Here is a 25,433-nt window from a genome sequence, read left to right as displayed (position 1 = left end):
CCGGACGCCGGCCGGGCACCGCTTGGACGCCCGGCCGGAGGGTCGGTATCGGCCGGCTCAGCCGAGCGGGCCGATCTTCCGTTCGATCGCCGCGCGCAGCTCCGGGCCGCGCACCACGTCCCGCGCGGCCTCCATCAGCGGCGCGAGGAACACGTCCGGCCCCGGCTCGCCGATGGTGCCGCCGAGCGCGTCGAGCGCCGCCCGCCCGGCCGGTGACGGCGTCAGCGGCGCGCGGAGCTGGAGTCCGCGTACGGCCGCCAGCAGTTCCACCGCGAGCAGGCTGGTCAGGTTGTCCAGCACGGTGCGGAGCTTCTTGGTGGCCGCCCAGCCCATCGAGACGTGGTCCTCCTGCATGCCGCTGGTGGGCAGCGAGTCGATCGAGGCGGGCGCGGCGAGCCGGCGGTTCTCCGCCACGATCCCGGCGGCGGTGTACTGGGCGATCATCAGCCCGGAGTTCACCCCGGGGTCCGGGGAGAGGAACGCCGGCAGGTCACGGTTGCGGGCCACGTCGAGCAGCCGGTCCACCCGGCGCTCGGCGATCGCGCCCACCTCGGCGGCGGCGATGGCCAGGTAGTCGGCGGCGAAGCCGAGCGGCGCGCCGTGGAAGTTGCCTGTCGACTCGACCCGCCCGTCCGGCAGCACCACCGGGTTGTCCACCACCGACAGCAGCTCCCGGCCGGCCACCACCTCGACGAAGTCGAGCGTGTCCCGGGCCGCGCCGGCCACCTGCGGGGCGCAGCGCATCGAGTACGCGTCCTGCACCGCGTGCGCCAGGTCGTCGCGGTGCGAGTCCATCACCGCCGAGCCCTGCAACAGCCGGTGGATGTTCGCCGCCGACGCGGCCTGGCCGGGGTGCGGGCGGATCGCGTGCAGCTCGGGCAGGAACGGCCGCTCCGACCCGAGCATCGCCTCGATGGCCAGCGCCGCCGTCACGTCCGCCATGGCGAACAGGTGCCGGGCGTCGGAGACCGCGAGCAGCAGCATGCCGAGCATGCCGTCGGTGCCGTTGATCAGCGCCAGCCCTTCCTTGGCGGCGAGCGACACCGGCTTCAGCCCGACCCGGTGCAGCGCGTCGGCGGCCGGGATGCGGTCACCGGCCGGGCCGAGCACCCAGCCCTCGCCGAGCAGCACCAGCGCGCAGTGCGCCAGCGGCGCCAAGTCGCCGGACGCGCCGAGCGAGCCGTGCTCGGGCACCCACGGGGTGACCTCGTGGTTGAGCAGGTCCACGAGCGCCTCGGCGACCAGCGGGCGGACCCCGGAGCGGCCGAGCGCCAGCGACCGGACCCGCAGCAGCATCATGGCGCGTACCACCTCGCGCGGCATCGGCGCGCCCACCCCGGCGGCGTGCGAGCGGATCAGCGCGTGCTGAAGCTCGGCCCGGCGCTCCGGGGCGACGAACGTGTTGGCGAGGGCGCCGAAGCCGGTGGAGACGCCGTACACCGGGCGGCCGGCCGCCTCGATGCCGTCCACGATGGACCGCGAGGTGGCCATCGCCTCGGTGGCGGCCGGGTCGAGCACGACCTTGGCGGTGCCGCGGGCCACCGCGAGCACGTCGGCGGCTGTGACGCCGGTGGACAGGATGGTCACTGTGGTCATCGCGGTACTCCGTTGTGCAGGACCTGGCGGATCAGTGGCACGCCCGGCCGGTAGGCCAGGTGCAGGTGGGACGGGGCGTCGAGGATGATCAGGTCGGCCCGCGCCCCGGGCGTCAGCCGCCCCACGTCGGTGCGGCGCAGCGCCGCCGCCCCGCCGGCGGTCGCGGCCCACACCGCCTCCGCCGGGGTCATCCGCATCTCGCGTACGGCGAGCGCGACGCAGAACGGCATCGACGACGTGTACGACGAACCGGGGTTGCAGTCGGTGGCCAGCGCGACCGTGACGCCCGCGTCGAGCAGCCGCCGGGCGTCCGGGTACGGCGACCGGGTGGAGAACTCCGCGCCGGGCAGCAGCGTGGCGACAGTCTCCGAATCGGCCAGCGCGTCGACGTCGGCGTCGGTCAGGTGGGTGCAGTGGTCGACGCTGGCCGCTCCCAGCTCCACCCCGAGCCGCACGCCCGGCCCGGGACCGAGCTGGTTGGCGTGCAGCCGTACGCCCAGCCCGGCGGCCTGCCCGCAGGCGAGGATGGCCCGCGCGTGGTCGGCGTCGAACGCGCCCCGCTCGCAGAACACGTCGATCCAGCGGGCGTACGGCGCGGCGGCGGCCAGCATCGGCCCGCACACCAGGCCCACGTAGTCGTCGGGGCGGTCGGCGTACTCGGCGGGGACGACGTGCGCGCCGAGGAACGTGGTGTCGCCGGTGAACTCGGCGGCGATCCGCAGCGAGCGGGCCTCGTCGGCGACGTTGAGGCCGTACCCGCTCTTGATCTCGACGGTGGTGGTGCCCTGCCGCAGCATCTCCGCGCGCAGCCGGCCCACAGTGGCGCGCAGGTCGTCGTCGGAGGCGGCGCGGGTGGCGCCGACTGTGGTGCGGATGCCGCCGCCGGTGTACCGCTCGCCGGCCATCCGGGCGGCGAACTCGGCCGCCCGGTCCCCGGCGAAGACCAGGTGGGCGTGGCTGTCCACGAAGCCGGGCAGCACCGCGGCGCCGCCGGCGTCGATCCGCCGGTCGGCGGCGGGCGCGTGCCGGGCCGGACCGGTCCAGACCACCTCGCCGTCCTCGATCAACAGGGCGGCGTCGCGGCGCACGCCGAGCGGGTCGCCGTCGCGGCCGTCGTTGGTGACCAGCTCGCCGATGTGGTCGACGAGCAGGCTGCCGCGCGTCACGAGTCCTCCTTCGCGGTCACCGCCGCGATGGCGTCCCGCAGCTCGATGGGCACGTCCACGGTCAGGTGCCGGCCGCCGTCCACCACGGGCCGGCCGTCGACCACGACGCTCGTCACGTCGGCGGCGGTGGCGGCGAAGAACGCGCCGACCGGCGGGATCCCGGCGGTGCGGGCGCTGTCCAGCCGTACCGTGACCAGGTCGGCGCGCTGCCCGACGGCGAGCCGGCCGGCGTCGCCCCAGCCCAGCGCGGCGTGCCCGCCGACGGTGGCGGCGGTGACCAGCTCGGCCGGCTTGAAGTGCCCCCGCCGCCGGGTACGCAGCCGCTCGTCCATCTCGACCGCGCGGGCCTCCTCGAACAGGTCCACCACGGCGTGGCTGTCGCTGCCGAGGCTGAGCGGGCTGCCCGCGTCGGCCATGCGGCGCACCGGGCCGATCCCGTCGGCCAGGTCGCGTTCGGTGGTGGGGCAGACGCAGACCCGGGTACGGCTGTCGCCGAGCAGCGCCACGTCGGCGGCGGTCGGGTGGGTGGCGTGCACGGCCGTGGTGTGCGGGCCGAGCACGCCGTGGTCGGCCAGCAGCCGAGTCGGCGTGCACCCGTGCACGGCCCGGCAGGCGTCGTTCTCGGCCGGCTGCTCGGACAGGTGCACGTGCAGCGGCAGCCCGTTGCGGTCGGCCCAGCCCGCCACGGTGGCGAGCTGCCCGGCCGGGACCGCGCGCACCGAGTGGATGGCGGCGCCGAGCCGGACGTGGTCGTCGGCCGGGCGGAACGCGTCCACCCGCTGCGCCCAGCGCAGCGCGTCGCCGTCGCCGAACCGGCGTTGCGGCCCGGCCAGCGGAGTGCCGTCCACGCCCCCGGCCAGGTACGCGGTGTCCAGCAGCGTGAGCCGGATCCCGGCGTGCGCGGCGGCCTCCACGAGCGCGGCGGACATGGCGTTCGGGTCGTCGTACGGGGTGCCGCCGGGACCGTGGTGCAGGTAGTGGAACTCGCCCACGCAGGTGATCCCGGACAGCGCCATCTCCGCGTACACGGCGCGGGCCAGCGCCAGGTAGGTGTCCGGGTCGAGCCGGATCGCGACGGCGTACATCAGGCTGCGCCAGGACCAGAAGTCGCCGCGCCCGTCGTGGGTGCGCCCGCGCAGCGCCCGGTGGAACGCGTGCGAGTGGGCGTTTGCCAGGCCGGGCACCGTCAGGCCGGGCAGCCGGACCGCGTCGCCGAGTACCTCCACCCCGGCGGCCGGCGGACCGTCCACGGTCAGCGGGGTGACAGCGGTGATCCGCCCGTCGGTCGCCTCGATCAGCACGTCCCGGGTGGGCTCGGCGCGGTCGGGCAGCCAGGCGTACTCGGCCAGCCAGCGGGTCAGCGGCATGCCAGCTCCTCCAGCACCCGGGCCAGGGCGGCCACCCCGGCGGCGCAGTCGGCGTCGGTGGCCGCCTCGGCGGGGGAGTGCGACACCCCGGTCGGGTTGCGCACGAACAGCATCGCGGTGGGCAGGTGCGCCGCCAGCACGCCCGCGTCGTGCCCGGCGCCGGTGGGCAGCACCGGCGCGTCGAGCAGCGCGGCCAGCCGGTCGGCCAGCCCGCGGTCGAACGCGACGAGCGGGGTCGCCGACTCCTGCGTGCAGGTCAGCGCGGTGCCGTCGCGGCCGGCCCGGTCGGCGGCCTTGGTGCGTACCGCCTCGACCAGACCGTACAGCGTCTCCGCCTCGGCCGCCCGCGCGTCCAGCCAGCCGGTGACCCGGGACGGGATCGCGTTCGTGGCGTTCGGCTCGACCGACACCCGGCCCACCGTGGCGTGCGCGTCGCGCAGCCGGGCCTCCTTGTTCGCCGCCAGCACTGTGAACGCGTAGGTGAGCATCGGGTCGCGGCGGTCGGCCATCCGGGTCGTACCCGCATGGTTGCCCTCGCCGGTGAAGTCGAACCGCCACCGGCCGTGCGGCCAGATCGCCGACGCCACAGCGACCGGCGCGTCCAGGTCGACGAGCGCGCGGCCCTGCTCGACGTGCAGCTCCACGAAGGCCGCGAAGCGGCCGAGCAGCGCCGGGTCGGCGCCCGCCGGCCGCTCGCCCAGCGCCTCGGCGAAGGTCGTCCCGGCCTGGTCGCGCAGCCCGGCCGCGCGGTCGACGTCGATCTCGCCGGTGAGCAGCCTCGACCCCAGGCAGGGTACGCCGAACCGCGCGCCCTCCTCCTCCACGAACGCGGCCACCACCACCGGCCGGTCCGGGGTGACGCCCGCGGCCCGCAGCTCGTCCACGGCGAGGAACGCGCTGACGATGCCGAGCGGACCGTCGTACGCGCCGCCGTGCGGCACCGAGTCGAAGTGGCTGCCGGTCAGCACCGCGTCCCCGGCCGCCGGGTCGCCCCACCAGCCGAACAGGTTGCCGTTGCCGTCCTGCGACACCGGCATGCCCCGCCGGTCGGCCTGCTCCCGGAACCAGGCGCGCAGCGTGCGCTCCGGCTCGGTGAGCGCGTAGCGCAGGTAGCCGCCGCTGCCGGCGTCCCGCCCGACCGGGGCGATCTCGTCCCACAGCACGCGGAACCGCTCCGCCAGGTCGGTCACAGGTCACCCTCGGCCATGGGGACGCGCACGCCGGTGCGCTCGGCGACCTCGCGGGCGTCGTCGTAGCCGGCGTCGACGTGCCGGATCACGCCCATCGCCGGGTCGTTGGTGAGCACCCGCTCGATCTTCTGCCCGGCCAGCGCGGTCCCGTCGGCCACGCAGACCTGGCCGGCGTGGATGGACCGGCCGATGCCCACGCCGCCGCCGTGGTGGATGGACACCCAGGACGCGCCGCTCGCGGTGTTGACCAGCGCGTTCAGCAGCGGCCAGTCGGCGATCGCGTCGGAGCCGTCGGCCATCGCCTCGGTCTCCCGGTAGGGGCTGGCGACGCTGCCGCAGTCCAGGTGGTCCCGGCCGATCACCACGGGCGCGCTCAGCTCGCCGGAGGCCACCATCTCGTTGAACCGCACCCCGGCGCGGTCGCGCTCGCCGTAGCCGAGCCAGCAGATCCGCGCCGGCAGGCCCTGGAACGCGACCCGCTCGCCGGCCATCCGGATCCATCGGGCGAGCGACTCGTTCTCCGGGAACAGGTCGAGGATGGCCCGGTCGGTGGCCGCGATGTCCTTCGGGTCGCCGGAGAGCGCGGCCCAGCGGAACGGGCCCTTGCCCTCGCAGAACAGCGGCCGGATGTACGCGGGCACGAACCCGGGGAAGTCGAACGCCCGCTCGTACCCGCCGAGCTTGGCCTCGCCCCGGATCGAGTTGCCGTAGTCGAAGACCTCCGCGCCGGCGTCCAGGAAGCCGACCATCGCCTCCACGTGCTTCGCCATCGACGCCCGCGCCCGGTCGGTGAACTCGGCCGGCTTGGCCGCCGCGTAGTCCCGCGCGTCGGCCGGCTCCACGCCCTCCGGCAGGTACGACAGCGGGTCGTGCGCGCTGGTCTGGTCGGTCACGATGTCGACGGCCACACCCCGGCGCAGCAGCTCCGGGAAGACGGTGGCCGCGTTGCCGACCACTCCGACGCTGAGCGCCCGCCGGTCCCGCTTCGCGGCCAGCGCCCGCTCCACCGCGTCGTCGAGCGAGTCGGCGATCTCGTCCAGGTAGCGGTCGTGCGCCCGCCGCTCCAGCCGGGACCGGTCCACGTCCACGATCAGGCAGGCGCCACCGTTCATGGTGACCGCGAGCGGCTGCGCCCCACCCATCCCGCCGCACCCGGCGGTGAGCGTCAACGTGCCGGCGAGCGTGCCCTCGAAGCGCTTGGCGGCGACCGCGGCGAACGTCTCGTACGTGCCCTGGAGGATGCCCTGGGTGCCGATGTAGATCCAGGAACCGGCGGTCATCTGCCCGTACATGGTCAGGCCCAGCGACTCCAGCCGCCGGAACTCGGGCCAGGTGGCCCAGTCGCCGACCAGGTTGGAGTTGGCCAGCAGCACGCGGGGTGCCCACTCGTGGGTGCGCATCACCCCGACCGGGCGCCCCGACTGCACGAGCATCGTCTCGTCGTCGCGCAGGTCGGTCAGCGTCCGCACCAGCGCGTGGTACGACGGCCAGTCCCGGGCCGCCCTGCCGGTGCCCCCGTAGACCACCAGGTCCTCGGGGCGCTCGGCCACCTCCGGGTCGAGATTGTTCATCAGCATCCGCAGGGCGGCCTCCTGCGGCCACCCCTTCGCGGTGCGTGCGGTGCCGCGGGCGGCGCGGACGGGCTGGTGCATCTCGTACTCCTCTCAGCCGAGGAACAACTGGCGGCGGGCGGCGGACGACTCGAACGCCTCGAGCCGGTTCTGGGTCTCGGCCGGTGCGGCGTCGCAGATCGCCTGGAGCACCACCATGGCCAACGTCATCGGTGCGGTGTGCAGGTCGAAGACCAGGTCGGCGCCGACGGCGGCGGGCAGCACCACCTCGGCGTGCTCGGTGGCCGGGCTCACCGGCGAGTCGGTGATCGCCACGACGGTCAGCCCGGCGTCCCGGGCCTCGCGCAGCGCGTCGAGGGTCTCCCGGGGGTAGCGGGGCAGCACGAACGCGAGCATCGCCGTGGCGCCGGCCGCGACGGCCTGGTCCAGGCGGTCGACCAGCATGCTGCCGCCGTCGTCGAGGACCCGCACGTCCGGGTGCACCTTCGCGGCGAAGTACGCGAAGTACGCGGCCAGCGGCGCGGCGGCGCGCAGCCCGAGCACCGGCAGCGGGCGGCTGGCCGCGAGCAGCTTGCCCACCTCGGCGACCCGGCCGGCGTCGGCGAGCTGCGCGGCGAGCCGGTCGAGATTGTCCCGCTCGGCGTGCACCGCCCGTTGCAGGGCGTTGCCGCCGGCCGGTCCGGCCGACCCGGTGACCGTGAGTTCCCGCAGGCGGCGGCGCAGCGCGGGATAGCCGTCGTGCCCGAGCGCCATGGCGAACCGGGTCACCGAGGGTTGGCTGACGCCCGCCAGCTCGGCCACCTCGGCGGCGGACAGGTACGCCGCCGCGCCCGCGTGCCGCACCAGGCAGTGGGCGATGCGGCGCTGGGTCGGGGTGAGCCGTACGCCGTGGAACAGGTCGAGCAGGCGGTCGGGGGAGGCCGCACCGCTTTCATTCACCCCGCGACTCTATGCATGAAAACTTTCAGAGCGCAAGAGTGGCCCGACCGCAGGGAGATCCGATGAGCGTGCTCTCTGTACTATCCGCACGGCGGGTGAGCAGAGGAGTGGGGCATGCAGCCGGAAGGTCCGTACAGGTTCACCGAGGTGCTGGGCGAGTGCCAGGTCGGCAGGGCCTGGGCCGCGCTCGACGGGCAGGACCGCGCGCTCACCGTGGCGGTCCTGGACGGTGCCGCGGCCGGCGACCAGCGCTGGCGCGAGGCGTTCACCAACGCCGCGAACGTGCTGGCCCAGACGCCCGGCGGCCACCGGTACGTCAACTCCGACTTCGCCGCCGGTCAGCCCTGGGTGGCGTACCCGTCCGAAGAGGACGGCGCGGCCGAGCGGCTGTTCCGCAGCCTGGGCATGGACTACCAGCGCATCCCGACGGCCGAGATGCTCCCGCCGCCCCCGGCCGCCGACCCGGTCTCCCCGCCGCCCCAGTTACCGTGGGTTCCGCAGCCCTGGGCGATGGCGGCTCAGCCGATCTCCGGCGCGCCGATGTCTCCGGCCGCCGTCGCCGCGACCTCCGGGGTCCCCGCGACGTCCGCCGTCTCCGCGTCGCCCGCCGTCGGCTCGGCGCCCGTGGCCACCGACCCGCTGGACCCGTCCGGCGGACGCCGGATCGCCCCGGTGCAGCCGGCGCCGAAGCGGCGCGACTGGATCTCGATCGTCGGCGCCCTGGTGCTCACCCTGGTCGCCGGCACCGCCGGGTTCTTCCTGGGCGCAGGACGCGAGAAGGAGGCCGCGACGCCCGCGCCGTCGGCCAGTCCGTCGCTGCCGCCCTACGAGGCCACGCAGCTCGCCATCAACAAGGCCAAGTTCGAGGGGGAGCTGGCCCCGCTGGTCGAGCCCTGGCTGACCCGGATCGGCGGCTGCACCGTCTACGGCCAGCCGGGCGCCCCGAAGCTGCCGACGGACGAGAAGGGGCACGTGTTCTGCCACTACGGCGGCGCGTGGCTGCACTTCACGCTCTACCCGGGACAGAAGCAGAAGGACACCGCGCGGGCGTACCGCCAACAGCTCAACCTCGCCGGCGGCTCGCTGGCGCCGGGGCTGCGCGAGGCCGGCGCCATGAAGGGCGGCGTAACCGGCAAGCCCGGCAGCTACGTCGAGTACGCCTTCGAGGGTGAGGACGGCCGGGCGATCTGCGGCGTCTGGTGGGACCCCGACGACATGCAGGGCGCCTTCTACATCGAGACGCTCTGCAAGGACGGTGTGGACGGCGACTGGGACGCCCTGCGCGACCTGTGGCAGCGCGGCAGCTGACGGCCGCCGGCCCGTCATGCCGTGCTGATCCGGGCGACCGGTTCGACCCCGCCGGTGACCTGTTCGACCCGGTAGGCGGCGAGCGCCTGCCGCCAGGCGTCCACCTCGTCGCCGACGACGTGCGAGCGGATCAGCCAGACGCGCGCCCCGTCGCCGCGCTCGGCCGCCAGCTCGACCGCGTGGCGGAGACTGACCCGCACGGCAGTGGTGTCGTGGCCGGGCACCACCACGACGTCGGGCCGGTCGGGCATGTCGACCCACCAGCCCACCGTGTTCCCGTGCGGCACGACCAGTTTCAGCCGCTCGTGCCGCGAGTAGAACGCGAACCCGTACCAGGCCGCGTTGTTCATGACCACGACGTCGTTCGGGAGGCGGTGCCGGGCCACGTACTCGGTCGCCGAGCGCACGTCGGTGACGGCGATCGCCGTGTAGTAGAGGCCCGGCTCGTTCCCGTCGAACCGGTACCAGCGGCTGTTGCCGGCCGCGTACCCCCCGAGCAGGACCGTGCAGACGGCCGCGGCCAGGACCGCGGGCCGCACCTGGGAGAGGCGGCGGCAGGCCAGGTCGGCCGCGCGGCTCGCCGACCCGGCGACCCCGAGACCGGCCACCGCGGCGGCCGTGACGAGCAGGAAGTGCGAGGTACGCAGCTCCAGCAGCGGATAGACCTTCGCGAGGCCGACGATCGTCGCGACCACGGGCAGGAGCATCACGGCGACAGCGGTGCCGGGCCGGCCGTGCCTGCGGAGCGTCAGCGTGCCGGCCACGAGCAGGGCGACCACCACCAGCCCGGGCGCGCCGACCACCGGCATCAGCGTGTCGATCTGCCGTGCCAGGTAGCCGGGCAGTTCGGTCACCCCGGGGAAGTTGCCGGCCCAGAACTGCTGCATGGGCAGGTTCCGGCCCTGCATCGAGATGCCGAAGTAGACGCCGGTGAGGACCAGCCCGGCGTTGAGCCCGGTCACTGTCACCTCGACCAGACGTAGCCACTGCCGCCGGACCGCCGTGACCAGCAGCAGCCCGCCGAACGCGCACGGCGCCACGATCGCGGTGACGTGGCTGACCAGCATGCCCGCGGCGACCGCGGCGGTGAGCACGTTGAGCCGCCGGCGCGACCACCGTTGCTCGACCCAGGCGACCAGGGCGAGCACGCCCACGGCCACGGCGGCGTCGGCGGTGTACTGCTTGAGGTCGTGGCGCACCTGCTGGGCGGGGAGCAGCAGGACCGCCGCCGCGCAGGCCGCGCCGGCCACCACGCCCCGGCCGGGCGTCGACCACCGCAGCGACCGGCCGAGACCGTACGCCGCCACGACCGCGAGCCCGTGGAACGCCAGGGTGACCAGCCGCAGGTCGTCCGCGTCCGGCACCAGCCGCAGCAGGAAGCTCCAGCCGAGCGGGCTGGACGACGTGGTGACCGGCAGATCGCCCAGCGGGAAGCGGACGGACAGGGCGACCCACGCCTCGTCGAGCCAGTACGGCGCGCTGAGCATGGTCTTGACGTCGTGCAGGATCGGCAGCAGGCACAGCAGCGCGAGGACGGCGGTGCTGTCCCACAGGATCGGGCGGGGCCCCGGCGGTCGGGCCGCCGCCCCGCCGGATCTGTCCACATCGGCTGGTTCCACCCGTGCAACCACGCAGATCCCTATCCCCGCCTGCCGACCGGCCGTCACCCTAACCCACCACTCAGGTGCGTCGACAGGCCCGGACCTGCGGGCCCGCGTTCCCGGCCCAGGGCTGGTGCCGATCGGCCACTGCTGATCCGTACGATCGTGCGGTGCGTGTGATGGCTGACCGGATCATGGGCGTGGAGCGCAGGGCGCGTCTCCTCGGCCTTGGCCTTGTCGTTCTGGCGGCCGGGTTCCTGGTGACGGGCAGGTGGCAGCTGGCGCTCGGGGTCGGCGTCGGCGCCCTGCTCGGCTGGGTGCTGACCGAACCGGTCCGGATCACCTGGGCCGTCTTCGTCATCGCCTTCGCCGTTCCGGTGACCATCGACGTCGGCTATCCGACGAATCCGTCGTACGCGCTGCTGCTGGTGCTGTTCCTCCTCGCCGCGTGGGGGCGGGTGCTGCGCGCCGAACGCGACGGGTGGCCGCCGAAGGCGCTCGCGGCGGCGCTCCTGCTTCCGGCGTGCGCGGTGCTCGCGGGACTCGTCCACTGGCACGGGGTGAAGCCGATCGCGGTCGGCGTCGCGCCTCTGCTGTGCTTCGGCGTGCTGGCCTGGCATTTGGCGGAGGAGGCACGGCACGACCGGCGGACCGTCCGGCGGATCGCGGAGGCCCTCACCTGGTTCAGCGTCGCCGTGGCCGTGTTCGCCAAGTACCAGACCGCTTCCCGGAGCTGGCCGATCTTCGACCAGTTCGCGTACGACTGGACCTACACCTCGGCGTTCGACGCGACCCGGGCGGTGGGACTGTCCGGGCACCCCATCATCTATGGCACGTTCGCCATGGCGATGGTGCTCGTCGCGCTGACCCTCCGGGGCCGGTTCTGGTACGTGCCGGTCACCGCCAACTTCGTCGGCCTGGTGCTCTCCGGCACCCGCAGCGCCTGGGTGGGCACGGTTCTCGCGCTCGGGTTCTGGCTGTTCCTCCAGTGGCGGAAGGTCAGCTGGCGCGGCCTGGGCACCGCCGCCGCGATCGCTGTGGTCACCTGGGCGTTCGTGGCGGTCAGCCCCCCGGCCCTGCGGCCCGACACCACCGCACCCGCCCCGGGTCCGGCCGCTCCGGCGGCGAGTTCGGCGGCGCCGACTCCCGAGTCGCCCGCCGCCACGCCGAGCCCGGCCACGCCGAGCCCGGCCGCTCCGGCGGCGCCGGCGGCGAGTTCCCTGCCGCCGGAGCCCAGCCCGCCGGCCCCGGCCGCGCCCACCGCCAGTGCCGTGGACTCCGTCGACGTGGCGGGATCACGGATCTCCGACCCGGCCAGCGCCGACGCCCGCTTCACGCGCATGAGCGTGGTCTGGGACGGCATCACCCGCGACTGGTCCACGGTCGTCTTCGGCAACGGGCCGGAGGCCAACGTGCGCTTCCTGGAGAACGTCGGCATCGGCGACGGTCAGGCCCAGGTCTTCGACAACACCTACCTGACGTTCTGGTACAACTTCGGCCTGATCGGACTGGCCTGCCTGCTGGCGCTCCTGGTGCTGCTGTACCGGCGCCTCCGGTCGCTGCCGGCCCGCCTCCTGCTGGTCGGGTTCGCGGCCCAGATCTTCTTCTTCGACGTGTGGCTGTGGCTGGGCGCCGTGGCCGTGCTGCTCCTGGCGGTCGCGCTCGGCGCCGGCGACAACCCCTCCCTGGCGGCGCGGGCGCTACCGGTGCCCCGTCGCCGGCAACCGGGCACGGAAGCCGCCGCACCGGCCAGCGCGGGCCCGCGTTAACCAGTGGCCGGCGCGGCAGCCGGATCCGGGTCGGCGTCCGCAGTGCGCCCGGGCACCGCAGGCGCGTCGGGACCGTCCTGGCCCGGCGGATCGTCCGGCGGCTCGCGCAGCGCGGGCGGGGTCCAGTCCTTGAGCTGCAGCGCCGGCCTCTCGACCAGATGCCAGGAGAGCACCGCCAGCCCGAGGCTGAGCACGGCGCTGACCAGGAAGAACCCGGCCACGCCCAGAGCCGGCAGGCCGATCTTGGCGAGCACCTGCTGCGCCACGAACGAGTAGATGTAGACCCCGTACGAGTAGTCGTTGTCGCGGCCGACGCGGTGCAGCATGCGCGGCAGCCGCACGGCGAGCCAGAGGACGGCGTACGCGTAGGCGAGCAGTCCCGGTGCGAAGAACGCCCCGTCGACGGCGTACACCCCCGGGCCGACGAAGTCGCCCCGCGCGGCGAGCCAGCCGACCGTCCCGAGCGCGAGCACGCCGAGCAGGTCGTTGATCGGCAGCCGGTCGCGGTACAGCTCGGCGGCCCCGCCGGCCAGGAACATGAACCCGTACCAGAGCAGGTAGGTCTTCTCCAGCGCGCCGAGCATCGGCAGCGGACCGACCGCGCCGCTGGTCCAGAGCGCCGCCCCGGGCTGGAGGTGGTTCCAGCAGAGGACGCCGAACACCGCCACCACGGCGAGCAGCGTGACCCAGCGGAGCTGCCGGCGCAGGACGGTGAGCGCGGCCAGGACGGCCACCGCCAGATAGCAGTAGATCTCGTAGGCGAGGGTCCACAACGACCCGTTGACGGTGTTCCCGCCCTGCCAGTGCCAGTACGGCGTGTCACCGCGCAGCAGGTCGGCGATGCCGAACTGCCGCAGCCCGCCCCACCAGTTCTGCCGCAGGTAGTCGAGCACCCCGCCCGGGCTGCGCCACAGCCCGTCGAGCGAGCCGTGCCGGTCGAGGTACAGCAGGGGCGCGACGACCAAGCCGGTGAACAGCAGGCAGACCCACAGTCCGGGCCAGATCCGCAGCGCCCGGTGCCACAGGAAACGCGGCACCGAGTGGCGCCGCGCCGAGCCGACGACGAGGAAACCGGAGATCGCGAAGAAGCCCGCCACCGCCAGGGCGCCCAGGTCGACCCGGTGCAGCAGCGGACGCCCGAACCCGAGGGCGGCGGTGTGGGACAGCACCACCGCCAGCGCGAAGGCGAGCCGCAGCGCGCCGAAACCGTTGGCCCGCCCGTGGTACGCCGTCGCCAGCGACTGCGACACGAGCGCACGCCGGACGGCGGTGCTCAGGAGGGGAGACACGCTGACCGACCGGATCAGCCGGCCGTCGGCGGGCGGGGCGCGGGCACCCGTGAACCGATCAGCCCGGCCGCCCGGTGGTGCCGGCGGGCAGCAGGCGGCAGGCCGACCAGGAACTCGGGGAACATGCCGAAGAAGATCCGGGCGCTGCGCAACTCCAGCGTGTGCGCCGGCGACCACCGCACCGAGTTCGTCGCCCGCGCCCAGTGGTGGGTCCACCGCACGTCACCGAGCAGAGCGACCGGGAAACCGCGCTGCCAAGCCCGCAGGCCCAGCTCGTGGTCCTCGTAGTAGAGGAAGAAGCGCTCGTTCCACCCGCCCAGCTCGACGAAGTCCCCGGTGCGTCCGGCGACCGCCGCCCCCATCAGCCAGGCGACGTAGCGGACCTCGCCCGGCTCCGCCACCATCCGGTACGACTCGTGCAGGCGGGACAGCGGCCACAGCTTCCGGTTACCGAGTTTCGCGGTGGCGTACGGGAAGCCACGCCCGTTGGGCTGCGGGGTCCCGTCGGTTGAGAGCAGTTGGGGCGCCACCAGTCCGCCGTGCGCGTCCAGGTGCCGCGCGAGCACGTCCAGCCCGTCCGGGCGGACCTCCAGGTCCGGGTTCGCGAAGAGGAGGTATCTGCCGCCGGCCTCGTGCAGCGCGACGTTGTTGGCCCGGGAGAAGCCCACGTTCTCCGGTAGCCGGACGACCCGGGCGCCCAGCTCCCGGGCCACCGCCGCCGAGTCGTCGGACGACGCGTTGTCCACCACGATCCACTCGTACGGCTTCTCGCCGCGCCAGCAGCGGCGCAGCGTGTCCGCCGAGTTGTAGGTGACAGTCACGACACTCCACGGGTGTCCCGTCATCACGCTCTCCGAACTGTCAGATAGCTGAGCAGGGTCGCAAAGCCGAACCGCTTGCCGGTCCACTGCCGGCGGGCAGCCGGCCCTTGGCGCAGGCCGTGTCCCACGCCGCGCAGGAACGGCCGCAGCAGGCCCTGGCGGACCCGCCGGGCGGCGAGCGCGACGTGCGCCAACGCGAGGACCGGCAGCGCGACGAGCAGCAGCGGCCAGGTGAGCGTGCGCGCCGCGACCAGGAGCCGGTTGCGGGCGAGGAGGAAGGCCCGGAATCCCTGCAGCCGGTCGTCGCCGTCGACGCTGTGCCCACCGGCGTGCGGGAGCATCAGATCCAGCGGGCGGGTGGGCGTACCCGAGGCGTAGAGCCGCAGGGCGAGGTCGGCATCCTCACCCCAGGCGAACAGATGCTCGTAGAACCCGCCGAACCTGCGGTACAGGTCGGTGGGAAAGACCGCCGCGCCGCCGGACGGGCCCAGTGGCGCCCGTGCGGTCGCTGCGGACCGGTCGATGAACAGCGAGACCGGGTTCAGGTCGATGCCCACGTACTCGCCGCCGTGCATGGCCAGGCCGACCGCGACCGGGGTGCTGGGGTCCTCCGCGACGGCGGCGCAGATGCGGGCCAGCGCGCCGTCGGGCAGCCAGACGTCCGGGTTCAGCAGCAGCACATGGCCGGTGGTGGTGGCCGCGACGGCCCGGTTGCAGCCGGCCGCGAAGCCCGGGTTGGACGAGTCGGGAAGGTACCGGTACCGGTCGTGGTCGAGGCAACTGGCGATGATCTCCGCGCAGCCGTCCTCGGGCCAGTTGTCGGCGAAGACGAACCGCACCGGCAGCCCTTCGGCGCTGCGTACCCAGGTGGGCAGCGTCTCGGCGAGCATGCCGGCGGACCGGTAGAGCACCGTGACGACAGTCAGTTCCACGGCACCACTTCCCGGTGTCGGCCGCTCGGGGGACGCCGGACCGTCCCCTGCCGACGGAATCGCGGTCACCGCAGCGACCGGTACAGACGTTGCCAGCGCGTCACGCACCGGTCGAAGGCGTACTCCTGGGCGTACCACTCGGCCACGGCCTGCCGCTCCTCGGCCGGCCCGGCGTGGGCCAGCGCCCGGCGGACCGCGCCGGCCAGCGCGGCGGGGGTGGGGTCGGCCCGGACGGCGAGCGTGCCGGTGGCGTACCGGGTGACCTCGGCCAGCCCGCCGGCCCCGGTGTGCACCACCGGTACGCCCAGGGACAGCGCCTCCAGCGCGCTGAGCCCGAACGACTCGACCCGGGACGGCACCAGGAGGCAGTCGACGCGCCGGAGAAAGTCCGCCGCGGTGACCCGGCCGACGAGTTCCAGGTTCGGCCGGGCCGCGATCGGCAGGGAGCCCGCCCCGGCGACCCGGACGTCCATCTCCGGCAGGTGCGCGGCGGTCTCGGCCAGCAGGTCCGCGCCCTTCTCCCGCTCCAGCCGGCCCAGGTAGCCGACCACGGGCCGCCGGCCGGACGCCGGCGCGTCGGCGGGCTTCGGGGCCGGCCAGTCGGCCGGAAGCGGGTTGGGGATCAGGTGCACGTTCCGGACGCGGCCCCGCTCGCGCAGCTCGGTGGCCTCGAACTCGGACACCGCGACCGTCGCGTGCGGCCGGAGGCGACGCATCGCCAGGTCCAGCGTGATGTTGGACTGGATGGCGGCCCTCTGCTGCCACGACCCGGCGGTGTCCCGGTACTGCCAGAGGCTGTTGTGCAGGGTGACCACGAGCGGGGTGCGATCCAGGCTGAGCGCGGCCCGCGCGTGCATCGCGGCGGAGAGCAGGTGGGCGCAGACCACGTCCGGCTTCATCTCGCGGACGAGACGGCGGATCTCCCGCGCGTAGCCGAGGTCGATCCGGCTTGTCGCGCCGAGCCCGACCCACGGCACCCCGGCCTCGCGCAGCGACCTGCCCACCTCGTCGTCCGAGGTGGCGGCCACCACGTCGACGCCGGTGCGGGCGTGCGCCGGCACCAGCTCGGCGAGCATCCGTTCCGCGCCGCCCAGCTGCCGCCGCCCGGAGCCACCGGTCGTGCAGACGAAGAGCACCCTCACGACGCACGCAGTCCCGCGACAGCCCCGCGCGCTATCGCCCGGCGCACGGAGTCACGGCCCACCGCCGCCCGCAGCAGGATGCCGCAGACGTACGCGGTGGCCGCCACGCGACCACGGCGGCCGCCCAGGTCCCGGCTGGCCCGGATGAACTCCCGGGTACGCCGCTCGGAGATCTCCTCCGCCGACCAGCGGCGTTTGGCCGTCGCGTCGTCCTCGTGCATGATCACGGCGTCCGCCACGTACGCCAGCCGTTTGCCCTGCCGGCGCACCGCCCAGCACAGCCGCATGTCCTCGGAGTAGAAGAACGACGTCTCGTCGACTCCACCGATGGCGTCGAAGGTGCTGCGCCGCAGCGCGACGAACGGCCCGGTCAGCCAGTCCGCCTGCTCGGGGGGCGCGACGATCCGCAGGCGCGGCACGACGAGGCTCAGCCCGGTGGCGTGGCCCAGCCCGACCCCCATGGTCAGGAACCGGCCGCCCTCGGTCTGCGGCACGCCCTCCGGCGTCACCACAGCGGGGAAGGCGGCGCCCACCACCGGGTCCTCCAGGGCCGTCAGCAGCCGGGCCACCGCGTCACCGTGCACGACGATGTCGTTGTTGGAGAGGATGACGTTCGCCCGGCTGGTGTGCCGTACGCCGAGGTTCATGCCGCGGGCGTACCCCAGGTTCGAGCCGGACTGGACGTAGGTGACGCCCTGCTGGGCGCAGAACTCGCTCAGCGCCTCGCGGATCTCCGCCGAGCTGCCGTTGTCCACCACGACGATCTCGGCCTCGGCGGGCAGTGACAGGACGCAGGCGCGGGTGCGGTGGAAGTCCTCCCAGGCGAGAACCACGATCGAGACGTCCATCTCATACCATCCCAGGATTCGGCGGCTGCGCTCGGCGCAGGCTCGCTCTCGACGCGAACGCGTGTACGGCGTAGGCGAGCGAGGAGGCGATCGCCGCCCCGACCACACCGGCCCACGGGATGACGCCGAGGTATGCCGGAATCGCGACCGCCGACGTGACCACGGCGACCACGGTGGTCGCCTTCTCGCCCCGCCGCTTCAGCAGCAGGGCGCTCCAGCTCTTCCCGGCCGCCGTGGCCAGCGAGCCCGGCAGGAGCAGCAGCCCGAGGAGCCAGGCGTGCCGGTACTCCGGCGCCAGGAAGCCCAGCACGCCGAGCCCGGCGATCGCGGCCAGGGCGATCGGCAGGGCCGCCGTCACCACCGACCGCGTCGGGTCCGGCCCGTTCCCGCCGTCCCGGTCGGCCAGGATGCGCTGCGCCCGCACCACGGCGCCGGCCTGCGCGAACTCCAGGGCCGCGACCGCCAGCGCGTAGACGCCGAGCGGACCGGCCCCGGCGAACCGGGCCACCAGGATCTGGTTGAACCGCAGCGTCATCATCTGCGCGAAGATGCCCAGGTGCAGGCTCCCGGCCGCGAGCAGGTCGGCCCGGTAGTCCGAACCGGTCGAGGTGGGCGCCGGGGCCGCGCCGGCCCGCCGCAGCCGCACCAGGACCAGGGCGCACACGGCGAAGGCGCTGAGCCACTGCACCGCGAGCCACACCATGCTCCACAGGCCGCCGTCGAGCCGGCCGGCGGCGTAGAGGGCGGCGTAACCGGCGACCAGGACCGCGCCGCTCGCCGCGCGCATCGCGTAGACCAGCCGGAAGCTGCGCTGCCGCAGGGCGAGCGACGAAACCGTGTTGAACACGGTCAGACCCACCCCGGACCCGACCCCGACCAGATAGGCGCCGACGCCCGCCGCCGCGGTGAGCAGCGCGGCCGCGACACCGGAGAGGAGTACGGCGACGCCGAGGATCGCGATCACGTACGCCCGTCCCCGGGACTGCACCCAGCCGGCCGGGCGCGAGATGAGGAACGTGTCGAGCGACAGCCCGCCGACGGCCGCGCCGAGCGTGGCGCTCACCATGTTCGCCGACAGCTCGCCGCGCTCCGCCGCGGGCAGCGCCACCGACATGACCGCCGCCAGGCCGGTCAGGCCCAGCGCGCCGAGATAGAGGCGCTCGGGCGCGACGAGCCGCCGCAGCAGACCGGCCGCCCGGCGCCCGGACGGTGGTGTCGTGCCGGGTTCCGACGAGGACTGCGCAGCGTCGACCAGCGAACGGCCTGTCACTCGTCTCCCCCAAACGATGCGGCACAGGTGTGGTACGGCGAGTACCACGTCGCTGGCATTTTCTACCCGAATGACCGGTCAGCTGCAATCAGCCTTCGGGCTCCACCTGGCCGGGTCGGGACCGGCCACGAACGACAGGCAGCTGCGGTAGTCGGGCAGGAGCCCGGCCGTACGCGCGTGGGCCAGGCTGGGCGCGGCGGCGTCGCGGGCCGACAGCACCGGCGCCTCGGCCGGCCAGTCGATCGCCAGGTCCGGGTCGAGGGGATGCACCGTGTGCTCGGCGTCCGGGTTGTAGGTGGTGGAGCAGAGATAGCTCAGCGTGGCGTCGTCGGCGAGCGCGCAGAACCCGTGCCCCAGCCCTTCGGCCAGGTAGACGGCCCGCCGGTCGGTGTCGTCGAGGCGTACCGCCTCCCACCGGCCGTACGTCGGCGAGCCGACCCGTACGTCCACCACCACGTCCAGCACCGCCCCGCGTACGCAGGTCACGTACTTGGCCTGGCCGGGCGGTACGTCGGCGAAGTGGATGCCGCGCACCACGTCCCGCGCCGACACGGAGAGGTTGGCCTGCGCGAGCCGCAGCGGATGGCCGACCGCCTCGGCGAGCCGGTCGAAGCGGTACCACTCCAGGAACAGGCCCCGCGGGTCGCCGTGCTGGCGCGGGGTCACCTCCCAGGCGCCCTCGATGCTCAGCGGACGGATCTTCACGACGCGCTCCCCGAAGCGGACCGCTCGGCCAGCAGACCCAGCAGGTATTCACCGTAACCGCTGCGCGTCAGCGGGTGGGCCAGCATCCGCAGCCGCTCGTCGTCGATCAGCCCGGACCGCCAGGCGACCTCCTCGACGCAGCCGATCTTCATGCCCTGGCGTTCCTCGATCACCCGGACGAACTCGGCGGCCTGCATCATCGACGTGAACGTGCCCGTGTCCAGCCACGCGGTGCCCCGGTCGAGCACCGTCACTGTCAGCTCGCCCCACACCCGGTACGTCTCGTTGATGGCGGTGATCTCCAGCTCGCCCCGGGCGCTCGGGGTCAGCTTGCGGGCGATGTCGACCACCCGGTTGTCGTAGAAGTAGAGGCCCGGCACCGCGTACCGGGACCGGGGATGCTCCGGCTTCTCCTCGATCGACAGCACCCGGCCGGCGTCGTCGAACTCCACCACGCCGTAGTCCTGCGGGTTCGCGACCGGGTACGCGAAGACCCGCCCACCGGCCGGTTCGCCGTGCTGGGCGAGCTGCCGGCCGAGCCCGACGCCGTGGAAGATGTTGTCGCCGAGGACCAGCGCCACCGACTCGTCGCCGATGAAGTCGGCGCCGAGCAGGAACGCCTGCGCGATGCCCTCCGGGCGGGGCTGCTCGGCGTACGCCAGGCGTAGCCCCCACTGGCTGCCGTCGCCGAGCAGCCGCTCGAACTGGGCCCGGTCGTCCGGCGTGGTCACCACCAGGATCTCCCGTACCCCGGCCATCACCAGAGTGGAGAGCGGGTAGTAGACCATCGGCTTGTCGAACACCGGCATCAGTTGCTTGGAGACGGCCCGGGTGATCGGCCAGAGCCGGGATCCGGTGCCGCCGGCGAGAAGGATTCCACGCACCCGCGGAGACTACCCGCGCGGCCACCGCCCCCGTGGCCCGTCGACGTCCCGCCCGGGCTGCCGGTACGGCGTAGACTCCACGATCCGTGAGGATCCTCGTCACCGGCGGTGCCGGCTTCATCGGGTCGGAGTACGTGCGGATGCTGCTGGGCGTCCCCGGCGGCGACGCGGCCGGGGTGCCGGTCGAGGGCCCCGACGCGCTCACGGTGCTGGACAAGCTGACCTACTCCGGCAACCTGGCGAACCTGGCCCCGGTACGCGACGACCCCCGGCTGCGCTTCGTCCGCGGCGACATCTGCGATCCGGCGCTGGTCGACGAGGTGGTGCCCGGGCACGACGTGATCGTCCACTTCGCGGCCGAGTCGCACGTGGACCGCTCGATCACCGGCGCCGCTCCGTTCGTCACCACGAACGTGCTCGGCACCCAGACACTGCTGGACGCCGCGCTGCGGCACGGCGTGCGCCGGTTCGTGCACGTCTCCACCGACGAGGTGTACGGCTCGATCGACTCCGGCTCGTGGACGGAGAGCTGGCCGCTGGCGCCGAACTCGCCGTACTCCGCCTCGAAGGCGGGGTCGGACCTGCTGGCGCTGTCCTACCACCGCACCCACGGCCTGGACGTCGTGGTGACGCGCTGCTCCAACAACTACGGGCCCTACCAGTTCCCGGAGAAGATCGTCCCGCTGTTCGTGACCAACCTGCTCGACGGCGGCACCGTGCCGCTCTACGGCGACGGCGGCAACGTCCGCGACTGGCTGCACGTGCACGACCACTGCCGAGGTGTGGCGATGGTGCAGGAGAAGGGGCGGGCCGGCGAGGTCTACCACATCGGCGGCGGCACCGAGCTGACCAACCGGCAGCTCACCGAGCGGCTCCTGGCGGCGTGCGGGGCCGGCTGGGACCGGGTCGTACCGGTCACCGACCGCAAGGGCCACGACCGCCGCTACTCGCTGGACATCAGCAAGATCAGCAACGAGCTGGGGTACGCCCCGAGCATCGACCTCGACCGGGGCCTGGCCGAGACGGTCCGCTGGTACCGGGACAACCGGGCCTGGTGGGAGCCGCTGAAGACGGCCGGCCACTGATGACCCGCGTGCTCGTCACCGGCGCGGGCGGGATGCTCGGGCGGGACCTGCTCGCCGTGCTGCGGACCCGGCCGGACCTGTCGGTCACCGCCGCCGCCCGCGCCGACCTCGACGTCACCGACACCCACGCGGTCCGGCACGCGGTCGGCGGGCACGACGTCGTGCTCAACGCCGCCGCGTGGACCGATGTGGACGGCGCGGAGACGCGCGAGCGGGACGCCACAGCCGTCAACGGCGACGCGGTGGCCGCCCTGGCCCACGCCTGTGCCGGGTCCGGCGCGCGTCTCGTGCACGTCTCCACCGACTACGTGTTCGCGGGCGACGCCACCGAGCCGTACCCGGAGGACGCCCCGACCGACCCGGTCAACGCGTACGGGCGCGGCAAGCTCGCCGGGGAACTGGCGGTGGCCCGGCTGCTGCCCGAGACCGGGTACGTCGTGCGTACCGCCTGGCTCTACGCCACCCACGGGCGCAACTTCGTCACCACCGTGCTGCGGCTGGCAGCCGAACGCGACCGGCTCGACGTGGTGGACGACCAGCACGGGCAACCCACCTGGTCGTACCGGCTCGCGGAGCGTCTCGTGGCGCTCGCCGACGCGGCGCTGGCCGGCGACGCGGCGCCCGGGACGTACCACGGCACCGCCGCCGGCGAGACGACCTGGTACGGCCTGGCCCGCGCCGTCTTCGCCCTGCGTGGCCTCGATCCGGACCGGGTCCGGCCGACCACGAGCGACCGCTTCCCGCGCCCGGCGCCGCGCCCCCGCTACAGCGTGCTGGCGCACGGCCGGTGGGCGGCGGCGAAGCTGCCGCCGCCGGGGGACTGGTACGCGGACCTGGCCGAGGCGCTCAGCGCCCCCCGCCCCGGAACACCTCGGTGACGGTACGCAGCACGATCTTGATGTCGAGCCAGAGCGACCAGTTCTCGACGTAGTAGTTGTCGAACCGGGCCCGGTCCGAGATCGGCGTGTCCCCGCGCAGGCCGCTGACCTGCGCCAGCCCGGTGAGCCCGACCGGCACGCGGTGACGCATCGCGTATCTGGGGTATTCGACGGAGAACTTCTCCACGAAGTACGGCCGCTCCGGCCGGGGCCCCACCACGCTCATCTCGCCGCGCAGGATGTTCCACAGCTGCGGCAGCTCGTCCAGCGAGGTGCGCCGCATGAACCGCCCGATCGGACCGACCCGCTCGTCGTGCGCGATGGACCAGGTGGTCTGCGACTCGTGCTCGTCGGCCGGGCGCATGGACCGGAACTTGATCACGTGGAACGGCTTGCCGTACCGGCCGATTCGCTCCTGGCGGAAGAACACGCCCCGGCCGCCGTCGAGCAACGTGGCGACGGCGCAGAGCAGCAGCAGCGGGCTCAGCAGCACCAGGGCGGTCACCGCGAACACCACGTCGGAGGCGCGCTTGAGCCGCCACCTGGGCCCGGTCAGCGTGGTGTCGCCGATCTTGATGATCGGGATGGCGCCGATGTGGTCGGGGTAGCCGCCCTGCGACCGCGACCCCCACAGGCGCGGCACCGCCCACAGGTCACAGCGGGAACTGGCCGGACGCAGCAGCGCCTCCATCAGGTCGGCCTCGGAGCAGTCCGGGTCGGCGATGATCAGGACCTCGCACTCCAGCATGTCGGCGAGCTTCTCCAGGTCGTCGATCGTGCCGATGAGCGGCAACGCGCCGATCCGCGGCCGTGACGGGGCGTCGACAGCGCCGACGAACCGCAGCCCGTACTGCGGGTATCGGCGCAGCAGCCGGGCCAGTTCACCGCCGATCGGGCCGCCGCCGATCACTATCGCGTTGTGCTCCACCCACCGCCGCTTGCGGGCCAGCAGGATGAGCCGGCTGTTCAGCGCCCGCCCGACGATCACCAGGCCGGCGGAGAGCGCGACGCCACGCATGAACCCGCTGACGTGCGGCACCGAGTCGTGCCGCAGCGCCGCGATGATGGCACCCACCGCGCCGGAGGCCAGCAGCCGGCCGCCGAGGCTCGGCAGCTCGTCCAGGATGCTGATGTGCCGGCGCGGCCGGTAGAGCCCGCCCGCGGCGAACAGGCCCACCGTGAGCACGGCGTTGAACAACGTGCCGCGCCAGTAGTCCTGCGTCAGCAGCAGCGGCGCGAGCAGCGCCGCGACGTCGATGGGCGCGGTCACCATCCAGGCCCGCAACCGGCGGGTACGCGTCGACGCCCGCGAACCCGCGTACGGCAGCACTGTCGTCGTGTCCAGGCCGCCGTCCATCGGCGCGTTCATGGCCACACCGGACGGTGGCGCGGACGGATGCTCGAACGCCGGCAGGCGTGGCATGGTCGATCCTTCCCCGTGGCGCCCCCGGCCCGGATGCAGAGACCGACGGCGATCGCAGGATACGAGCGGCCCCGCCCCGCCGCCAGCACCGGCATGACAGATCGACGTCCTACTTTCCGCTGATGGCGAGGATCTCGGGGACCGAGTCGCGGCGCACCGCGTCGAACAGCGTCTTGGAACGCGCCGGATCGGGGAACACGACGCTCTCACTGCCGACCCGGCCGGTGCCCTTCACCGGGCAGGTGAAGAACGTCAGGTTGCCACCGCGCAGGCCACGCATCTCCATCGCGAGGTCCACCAGCGACAGTGACTTGTCGACCGCCACCGAGTCCGACGTGGCGCGGACGAACGAGTTCAGCTTGGCCGGGTTGGTCAGCACGCCGCCCGAGGCCGCCTTGTCCAGAATGGCCTTGATCACCTGCTGCTGGTGCCGGATCCGCGCGAAGTCGCCGTCGGGGAAGGCGTGCCGCTCCCGCGCGTAGTCCAGCGCGGCGGCCCCGTCCATGGTCTGCCGGCCCTTCTCGAAGGTCCGCGTGCCGATCAGCGAGTACTTCGTGGTGAAGCCCTTCTCTACGTCGATCTCGACCCCGCCGAGCGCGTCGATGATCTCCTTGAAGCCGGCGAAGTCGACCATCGCCACGTTGTCCACCCGTACGCCGCTGAACTTCTCCACCGTCTGCACCATCAGCGGCACGCCGCCCCAGGCGTACGCGGCATTGATCTTCGCGTCGCGACCGCCGCGGCCCTCCTTCGACTTGGGGACGGCCGTCCAGGTGTCCCGGGGGATCGAGATGAGCTGTGCGCTCGATCGGTCCTTCGGCAGGTGGGCCAGGATGATCGTGTCGCTGCGCGAGCCGCCGGTGCTCTCCGGATCGCGGGAGTCGCTGCCCAGGATCATGATGTTCATGGCGCCCTTGGCCTCGACCTGCGGCCGCGACTCCTCCGGTACGCCCTCGAAGGCGTCGACCCGCTCGATGGACTTGTCGACCGAGCGGTAGTAGAGGCCACCGGCCAGCGCGCCGCCACCGGTGAGCAGCACCACCACCAGCAGCACGATCAGGGCGATCCGCCGGCCCCGGCGGCGCCGGGGCGCCTTCTCCTCCACGGACCCGCCCGGCTCCACATGAGAGCCCTGCGTACGCGGGTCGGAATCGGCGAGCTGGTGGCGATCTGACATGCCGCGATGCTACTGATTCGCGTCGCACCGTGTGGACCCGCGCCCGGACGGTGACGCCCCCGGCGGCGGCGCGGCGACGGAGCGGGGTGGCCGCTCCGGGCCTTGCCGCCGGGCCCCCGCCGGATCGATGATGGTGCGGAAGGCCAGGTCGACCGAGGAGTCGAGATGCAGGTCATCCACCAACCGCGGGTGGCGTGGGACGCCGCCCGGGTCATCGGCGGCGCGATCCACGACGAGCACCTGTTCGGCTGGCTGCGCGGCGAACTCGGCGCCCTGATGGGCCCCGCCACGGCAGCGGCCCTCGACGAGACCCGTGAGCGGGTCCGCTGGGCCGGCGACGCCCGGCTGCCCGCCGAGACCGGCGTGTGGCGCGTCCGCCTGGAGGACTCGCTGCGGCAGCACCCCGACCTCGCCGTCGGGCTGGCCGGTGTCGTCTCCACCGCCCGCGGGCAGCGCCCGGTTTAGCTTTCGC

At 73.8% G+C, this 25,433-nt stretch carries 22 protein-coding genes; 5 read left to right on the top strand and 17 right to left on the bottom strand.

Going from position 1 to position 25,433, the window contains the following annotated elements:
• Window positions 1-57: 57 nt before the first annotated feature.
• The 6 genes from hutH to ACN27C_RS01675 are packed head-to-tail and all read right to left on the bottom strand — an operon-like array spanning window position 58 to window position 7,829.
• A complete protein-coding gene (gene hutH, locus ACN27C_RS01700; RefSeq protein WP_422750270.1) occupies window positions 58-1,596 on the bottom strand; it encodes a histidine ammonia-lyase in 1,539 nt (512 codons plus the stop codon).
• Window positions 1,593-2,762, bottom strand: a complete 1,170-nt coding sequence (gene hutI / locus ACN27C_RS01695; protein ID WP_422750269.1) for an imidazolonepropionase — start codon at window positions 2,760-2,762, stop codon at window positions 1,593-1,595. The genes hutH and hutI overlap by 4 nt, the downstream gene beginning before the upstream one ends.
• A complete protein-coding gene (locus tag ACN27C_RS01690) occupies window positions 2,759-4,123 on the bottom strand; it encodes a formimidoylglutamate deiminase (RefSeq protein WP_422751708.1) in 1,365 nt (454 codons plus the stop codon). The genes hutI and ACN27C_RS01690 overlap by 4 nt, the downstream gene beginning before the upstream one ends.
• Entirely contained in the window at window positions 4,120-5,319 is a 1,200-nt protein-coding gene (locus tag ACN27C_RS01685) for an allantoate amidohydrolase (protein ID WP_422750268.1), read from the bottom strand. Before ACN27C_RS01685 ends, ACN27C_RS01690 begins: the two co-directional genes overlap by 4 nt.
• On the bottom strand, window positions 5,316-6,971 hold the full coding sequence (hutU, locus tag ACN27C_RS01680) for a urocanate hydratase (RefSeq protein WP_422750267.1): 1,656 nt from the start codon (window positions 6,969-6,971) through the stop codon (window positions 5,316-5,318). Before hutU ends, ACN27C_RS01685 begins: the two co-directional genes overlap by 4 nt.
• A 12-nt stretch (window positions 6,972-6,983) precedes the next feature.
• On the bottom strand, window positions 6,984-7,829 hold the full coding sequence (locus tag ACN27C_RS01675; protein WP_121683039.1) for a MurR/RpiR family transcriptional regulator: 846 nt from the start codon (window positions 7,827-7,829) through the stop codon (window positions 6,984-6,986).
• 114 nt (window positions 7,830-7,943) lie between these two features.
• Here ACN27C_RS01675 and ACN27C_RS01670 point away from each other — a divergent pair, with 114 nt between their 5' ends.
• Window positions 7,944-9,137 carry a hypothetical protein gene (locus ACN27C_RS01670; protein WP_422750266.1) on the top strand — a complete coding sequence of 398 codons (1,194 nt, stop codon included), beginning with the start codon at window positions 7,944-7,946 and terminating at the stop codon, window positions 9,135-9,137.
• Between the two features lie 14 nt (window positions 9,138-9,151).
• On the opposite strand, the gene ACN27C_RS01665 is transcribed toward ACN27C_RS01670, so the two are convergent.
• Window positions 9,152-10,756 (bottom strand): hypothetical protein, encoded by a 1,605-nt coding sequence (locus ACN27C_RS01665; RefSeq protein ID WP_162959162.1) that lies wholly within the window; start codon window positions 10,754-10,756, stop codon window positions 9,152-9,154.
• A gap of 161 nt (window positions 10,757-10,917) precedes the next feature.
• Between ACN27C_RS01665 and ACN27C_RS01660 the strand changes: the two genes are divergently transcribed.
• On the top strand, window positions 10,918-12,507 hold the full coding sequence (locus tag ACN27C_RS01660) for an O-antigen ligase family protein (RefSeq protein ID WP_422751707.1): 1,590 nt from the start codon (window positions 10,918-10,920) through the stop codon (window positions 12,505-12,507).
• On the opposite strand, the gene ACN27C_RS01655 is transcribed toward ACN27C_RS01660, so the two are convergent.
• The 8 genes from ACN27C_RS01655 to rfbA all read right to left on the bottom strand — a co-directional run bounded on the left by ACN27C_RS01655 (window position 12,504) and on the right by rfbA (window position 20,398).
• A complete protein-coding gene (locus ACN27C_RS01655; protein WP_158614827.1) occupies window positions 12,504-13,796 on the bottom strand; it encodes an acyltransferase family protein in 1,293 nt (430 codons plus the stop codon). The genes ACN27C_RS01660 and ACN27C_RS01655 overlap by 4 nt on opposite strands.
• A 14-nt stretch (window positions 13,797-13,810) precedes the next feature.
• Window positions 13,811-14,641, bottom strand: a complete 831-nt coding sequence (locus ACN27C_RS01650) for a glycosyltransferase family 2 protein (protein WP_120573943.1) — start codon at window positions 14,639-14,641, stop codon at window positions 13,811-13,813.
• Window positions 14,641-15,549 (bottom strand): glycosyltransferase family 2 protein, encoded by a 909-nt coding sequence (locus tag ACN27C_RS01645; protein ID WP_422750265.1) that lies wholly within the window; start codon window positions 15,547-15,549, stop codon window positions 14,641-14,643. The genes ACN27C_RS01650 and ACN27C_RS01645 overlap by 1 nt, the downstream gene beginning before the upstream one ends.
• 65 nt (window positions 15,550-15,614) lie before the next feature.
• Window positions 15,615-16,691 (bottom strand): glycosyltransferase family 4 protein, encoded by a 1,077-nt coding sequence (locus ACN27C_RS01640; RefSeq protein ID WP_422750264.1) that lies wholly within the window; start codon window positions 16,689-16,691, stop codon window positions 15,615-15,617.
• Window positions 16,688-17,539, bottom strand: a complete 852-nt coding sequence (locus ACN27C_RS01635) for a glycosyltransferase (protein ID WP_120571398.1) — start codon at window positions 17,537-17,539, stop codon at window positions 16,688-16,690. The genes ACN27C_RS01640 and ACN27C_RS01635 overlap by 4 nt, the downstream gene beginning before the upstream one ends.
• A gap of 1 nt (window position 17,540) precedes the next feature.
• The gene (locus tag ACN27C_RS01630) at window positions 17,541-18,809 is read right to left on the bottom strand and encodes a hypothetical protein (RefSeq protein WP_233586214.1); all 1,269 of its coding nucleotides are present in this window, start codon (window positions 18,807-18,809) and stop codon (window positions 17,541-17,543) included.
• 78 nt (window positions 18,810-18,887) lie between these two features.
• Window positions 18,888-19,514, bottom strand: coding sequence for a dTDP-4-dehydrorhamnose 3,5-epimerase (gene rfbC, locus ACN27C_RS01625; protein ID WP_121686464.1), 627 nt, complete (start codon window positions 19,512-19,514; stop codon window positions 18,888-18,890).
• Window positions 19,511-20,398 carry a glucose-1-phosphate thymidylyltransferase RfbA gene (gene rfbA, locus ACN27C_RS01620; RefSeq protein ID WP_120571396.1) on the bottom strand — a complete coding sequence of 296 codons (888 nt, stop codon included), beginning with the start codon at window positions 20,396-20,398 and terminating at the stop codon, window positions 19,511-19,513. The genes rfbC and rfbA overlap by 4 nt, the downstream gene beginning before the upstream one ends.
• An 86-nt stretch (window positions 20,399-20,484) precedes the next feature.
• Here rfbA and rfbB point away from each other — a divergent pair, with 86 nt between their 5' ends.
• The gene (rfbB, locus tag ACN27C_RS01615; RefSeq protein ID WP_422750263.1) at window positions 20,485-21,483 is read left to right on the top strand and encodes a dTDP-glucose 4,6-dehydratase; all 999 of its coding nucleotides are present in this window, start codon (window positions 20,485-20,487) and stop codon (window positions 21,481-21,483) included.
• Window positions 21,483-22,361, top strand: coding sequence for a dTDP-4-dehydrorhamnose reductase (gene rfbD, locus ACN27C_RS01610; RefSeq protein WP_422750262.1), 879 nt, complete (start codon window positions 21,483-21,485; stop codon window positions 22,359-22,361). Before rfbB ends, rfbD begins: the two co-directional genes overlap by 1 nt.
• On the opposite strand, the gene ACN27C_RS01605 is transcribed toward rfbD, so the two are convergent.
• A complete protein-coding gene (locus tag ACN27C_RS01605; RefSeq protein ID WP_422750261.1) occupies window positions 22,330-23,784 on the bottom strand; it encodes a sugar transferase in 1,455 nt (484 codons plus the stop codon). The genes rfbD and ACN27C_RS01605 overlap by 32 nt on opposite strands.
• A gap of 109 nt (window positions 23,785-23,893) precedes the next feature.
• Window positions 23,894-24,961: an LCP family protein gene (locus tag ACN27C_RS01600; protein ID WP_422750260.1), complete on the bottom strand. Its 1,068-nt coding sequence runs from the start codon at window positions 24,959-24,961 to the stop codon at window positions 23,894-23,896.
• A gap of 165 nt (window positions 24,962-25,126) precedes the next feature.
• On the opposite strand from ACN27C_RS01600, the gene ACN27C_RS01595 reads away from it, so the two are divergent.
• The gene (locus ACN27C_RS01595; protein ID WP_357897748.1) at window positions 25,127-25,426 is read left to right on the top strand and encodes a hypothetical protein; all 300 of its coding nucleotides are present in this window, start codon (window positions 25,127-25,129) and stop codon (window positions 25,424-25,426) included.
• The last annotated feature ends 7 nt before the right edge of the window (window positions 25,427-25,433 follow it).

The organism is Micromonospora sp. WMMD1219, assembly GCF_049315215.1.
In the GTDB taxonomy this organism is placed as follows: domain Bacteria; phylum Actinomycetota; class Actinomycetes; order Mycobacteriales; family Micromonosporaceae; genus Micromonospora; species Micromonospora tulbaghiae.
Note: the sequence above shows the minus strand (reverse complement) of the source record. Positions and strands in the feature narration are given on the sequence as shown.

What these genes read in the sequence shown, in the direction of transcription:
- hutH (WP_422750270.1), bottom strand. Translation starts at nt 1,596, where the DNA reads ATGACCACAGTGACCATCCTGTCCACCGGCGTCACAGCCGCCGACGTG.
- rfbD (WP_422750262.1), top strand. Translation starts at nt 21,483, where the DNA reads ATGACCCGCGTGCTCGTCACCGGCGCGGGCGGGATGCTCGGGCGGGAC.
- hutU (WP_422750267.1), bottom strand. Translation starts at nt 6,971, where the DNA reads ATGCACCAGCCCGTCCGCGCCGCCCGCGGCACCGCACGCACCGCGAAG.
- ACN27C_RS01635 (WP_120571398.1), bottom strand. Translation starts at nt 17,539, where the DNA reads ATGGACGTCTCGATCGTGGTTCTCGCCTGGGAGGACTTCCACCGCACC.
- ACN27C_RS01595 (WP_357897748.1), top strand. Translation starts at nt 25,127, where the DNA reads ATGCAGGTCATCCACCAACCGCGGGTGGCGTGGGACGCCGCCCGGGTC.
- ACN27C_RS01600 (WP_422750260.1), bottom strand. Translation starts at nt 24,961, where the DNA reads ATGTCAGATCGCCACCAGCTCGCCGATTCCGACCCGCGTACGCAGGGC.
- ACN27C_RS01670 (WP_422750266.1), top strand. Translation starts at nt 7,944, where the DNA reads ATGCAGCCGGAAGGTCCGTACAGGTTCACCGAGGTGCTGGGCGAGTGC.
- ACN27C_RS01660 (WP_422751707.1), top strand. Translation starts at nt 10,918, where the DNA reads ATGGCTGACCGGATCATGGGCGTGGAGCGCAGGGCGCGTCTCCTCGGC.
- ACN27C_RS01650 (WP_120573943.1), bottom strand. Translation starts at nt 14,641, where the DNA reads ATGACGGGACACCCGTGGAGTGTCGTGACTGTCACCTACAACTCGGCG.
- ACN27C_RS01605 (WP_422750261.1), bottom strand. Translation starts at nt 23,784, where the DNA reads ATGCCACGCCTGCCGGCGTTCGAGCATCCGTCCGCGCCACCGTCCGGT.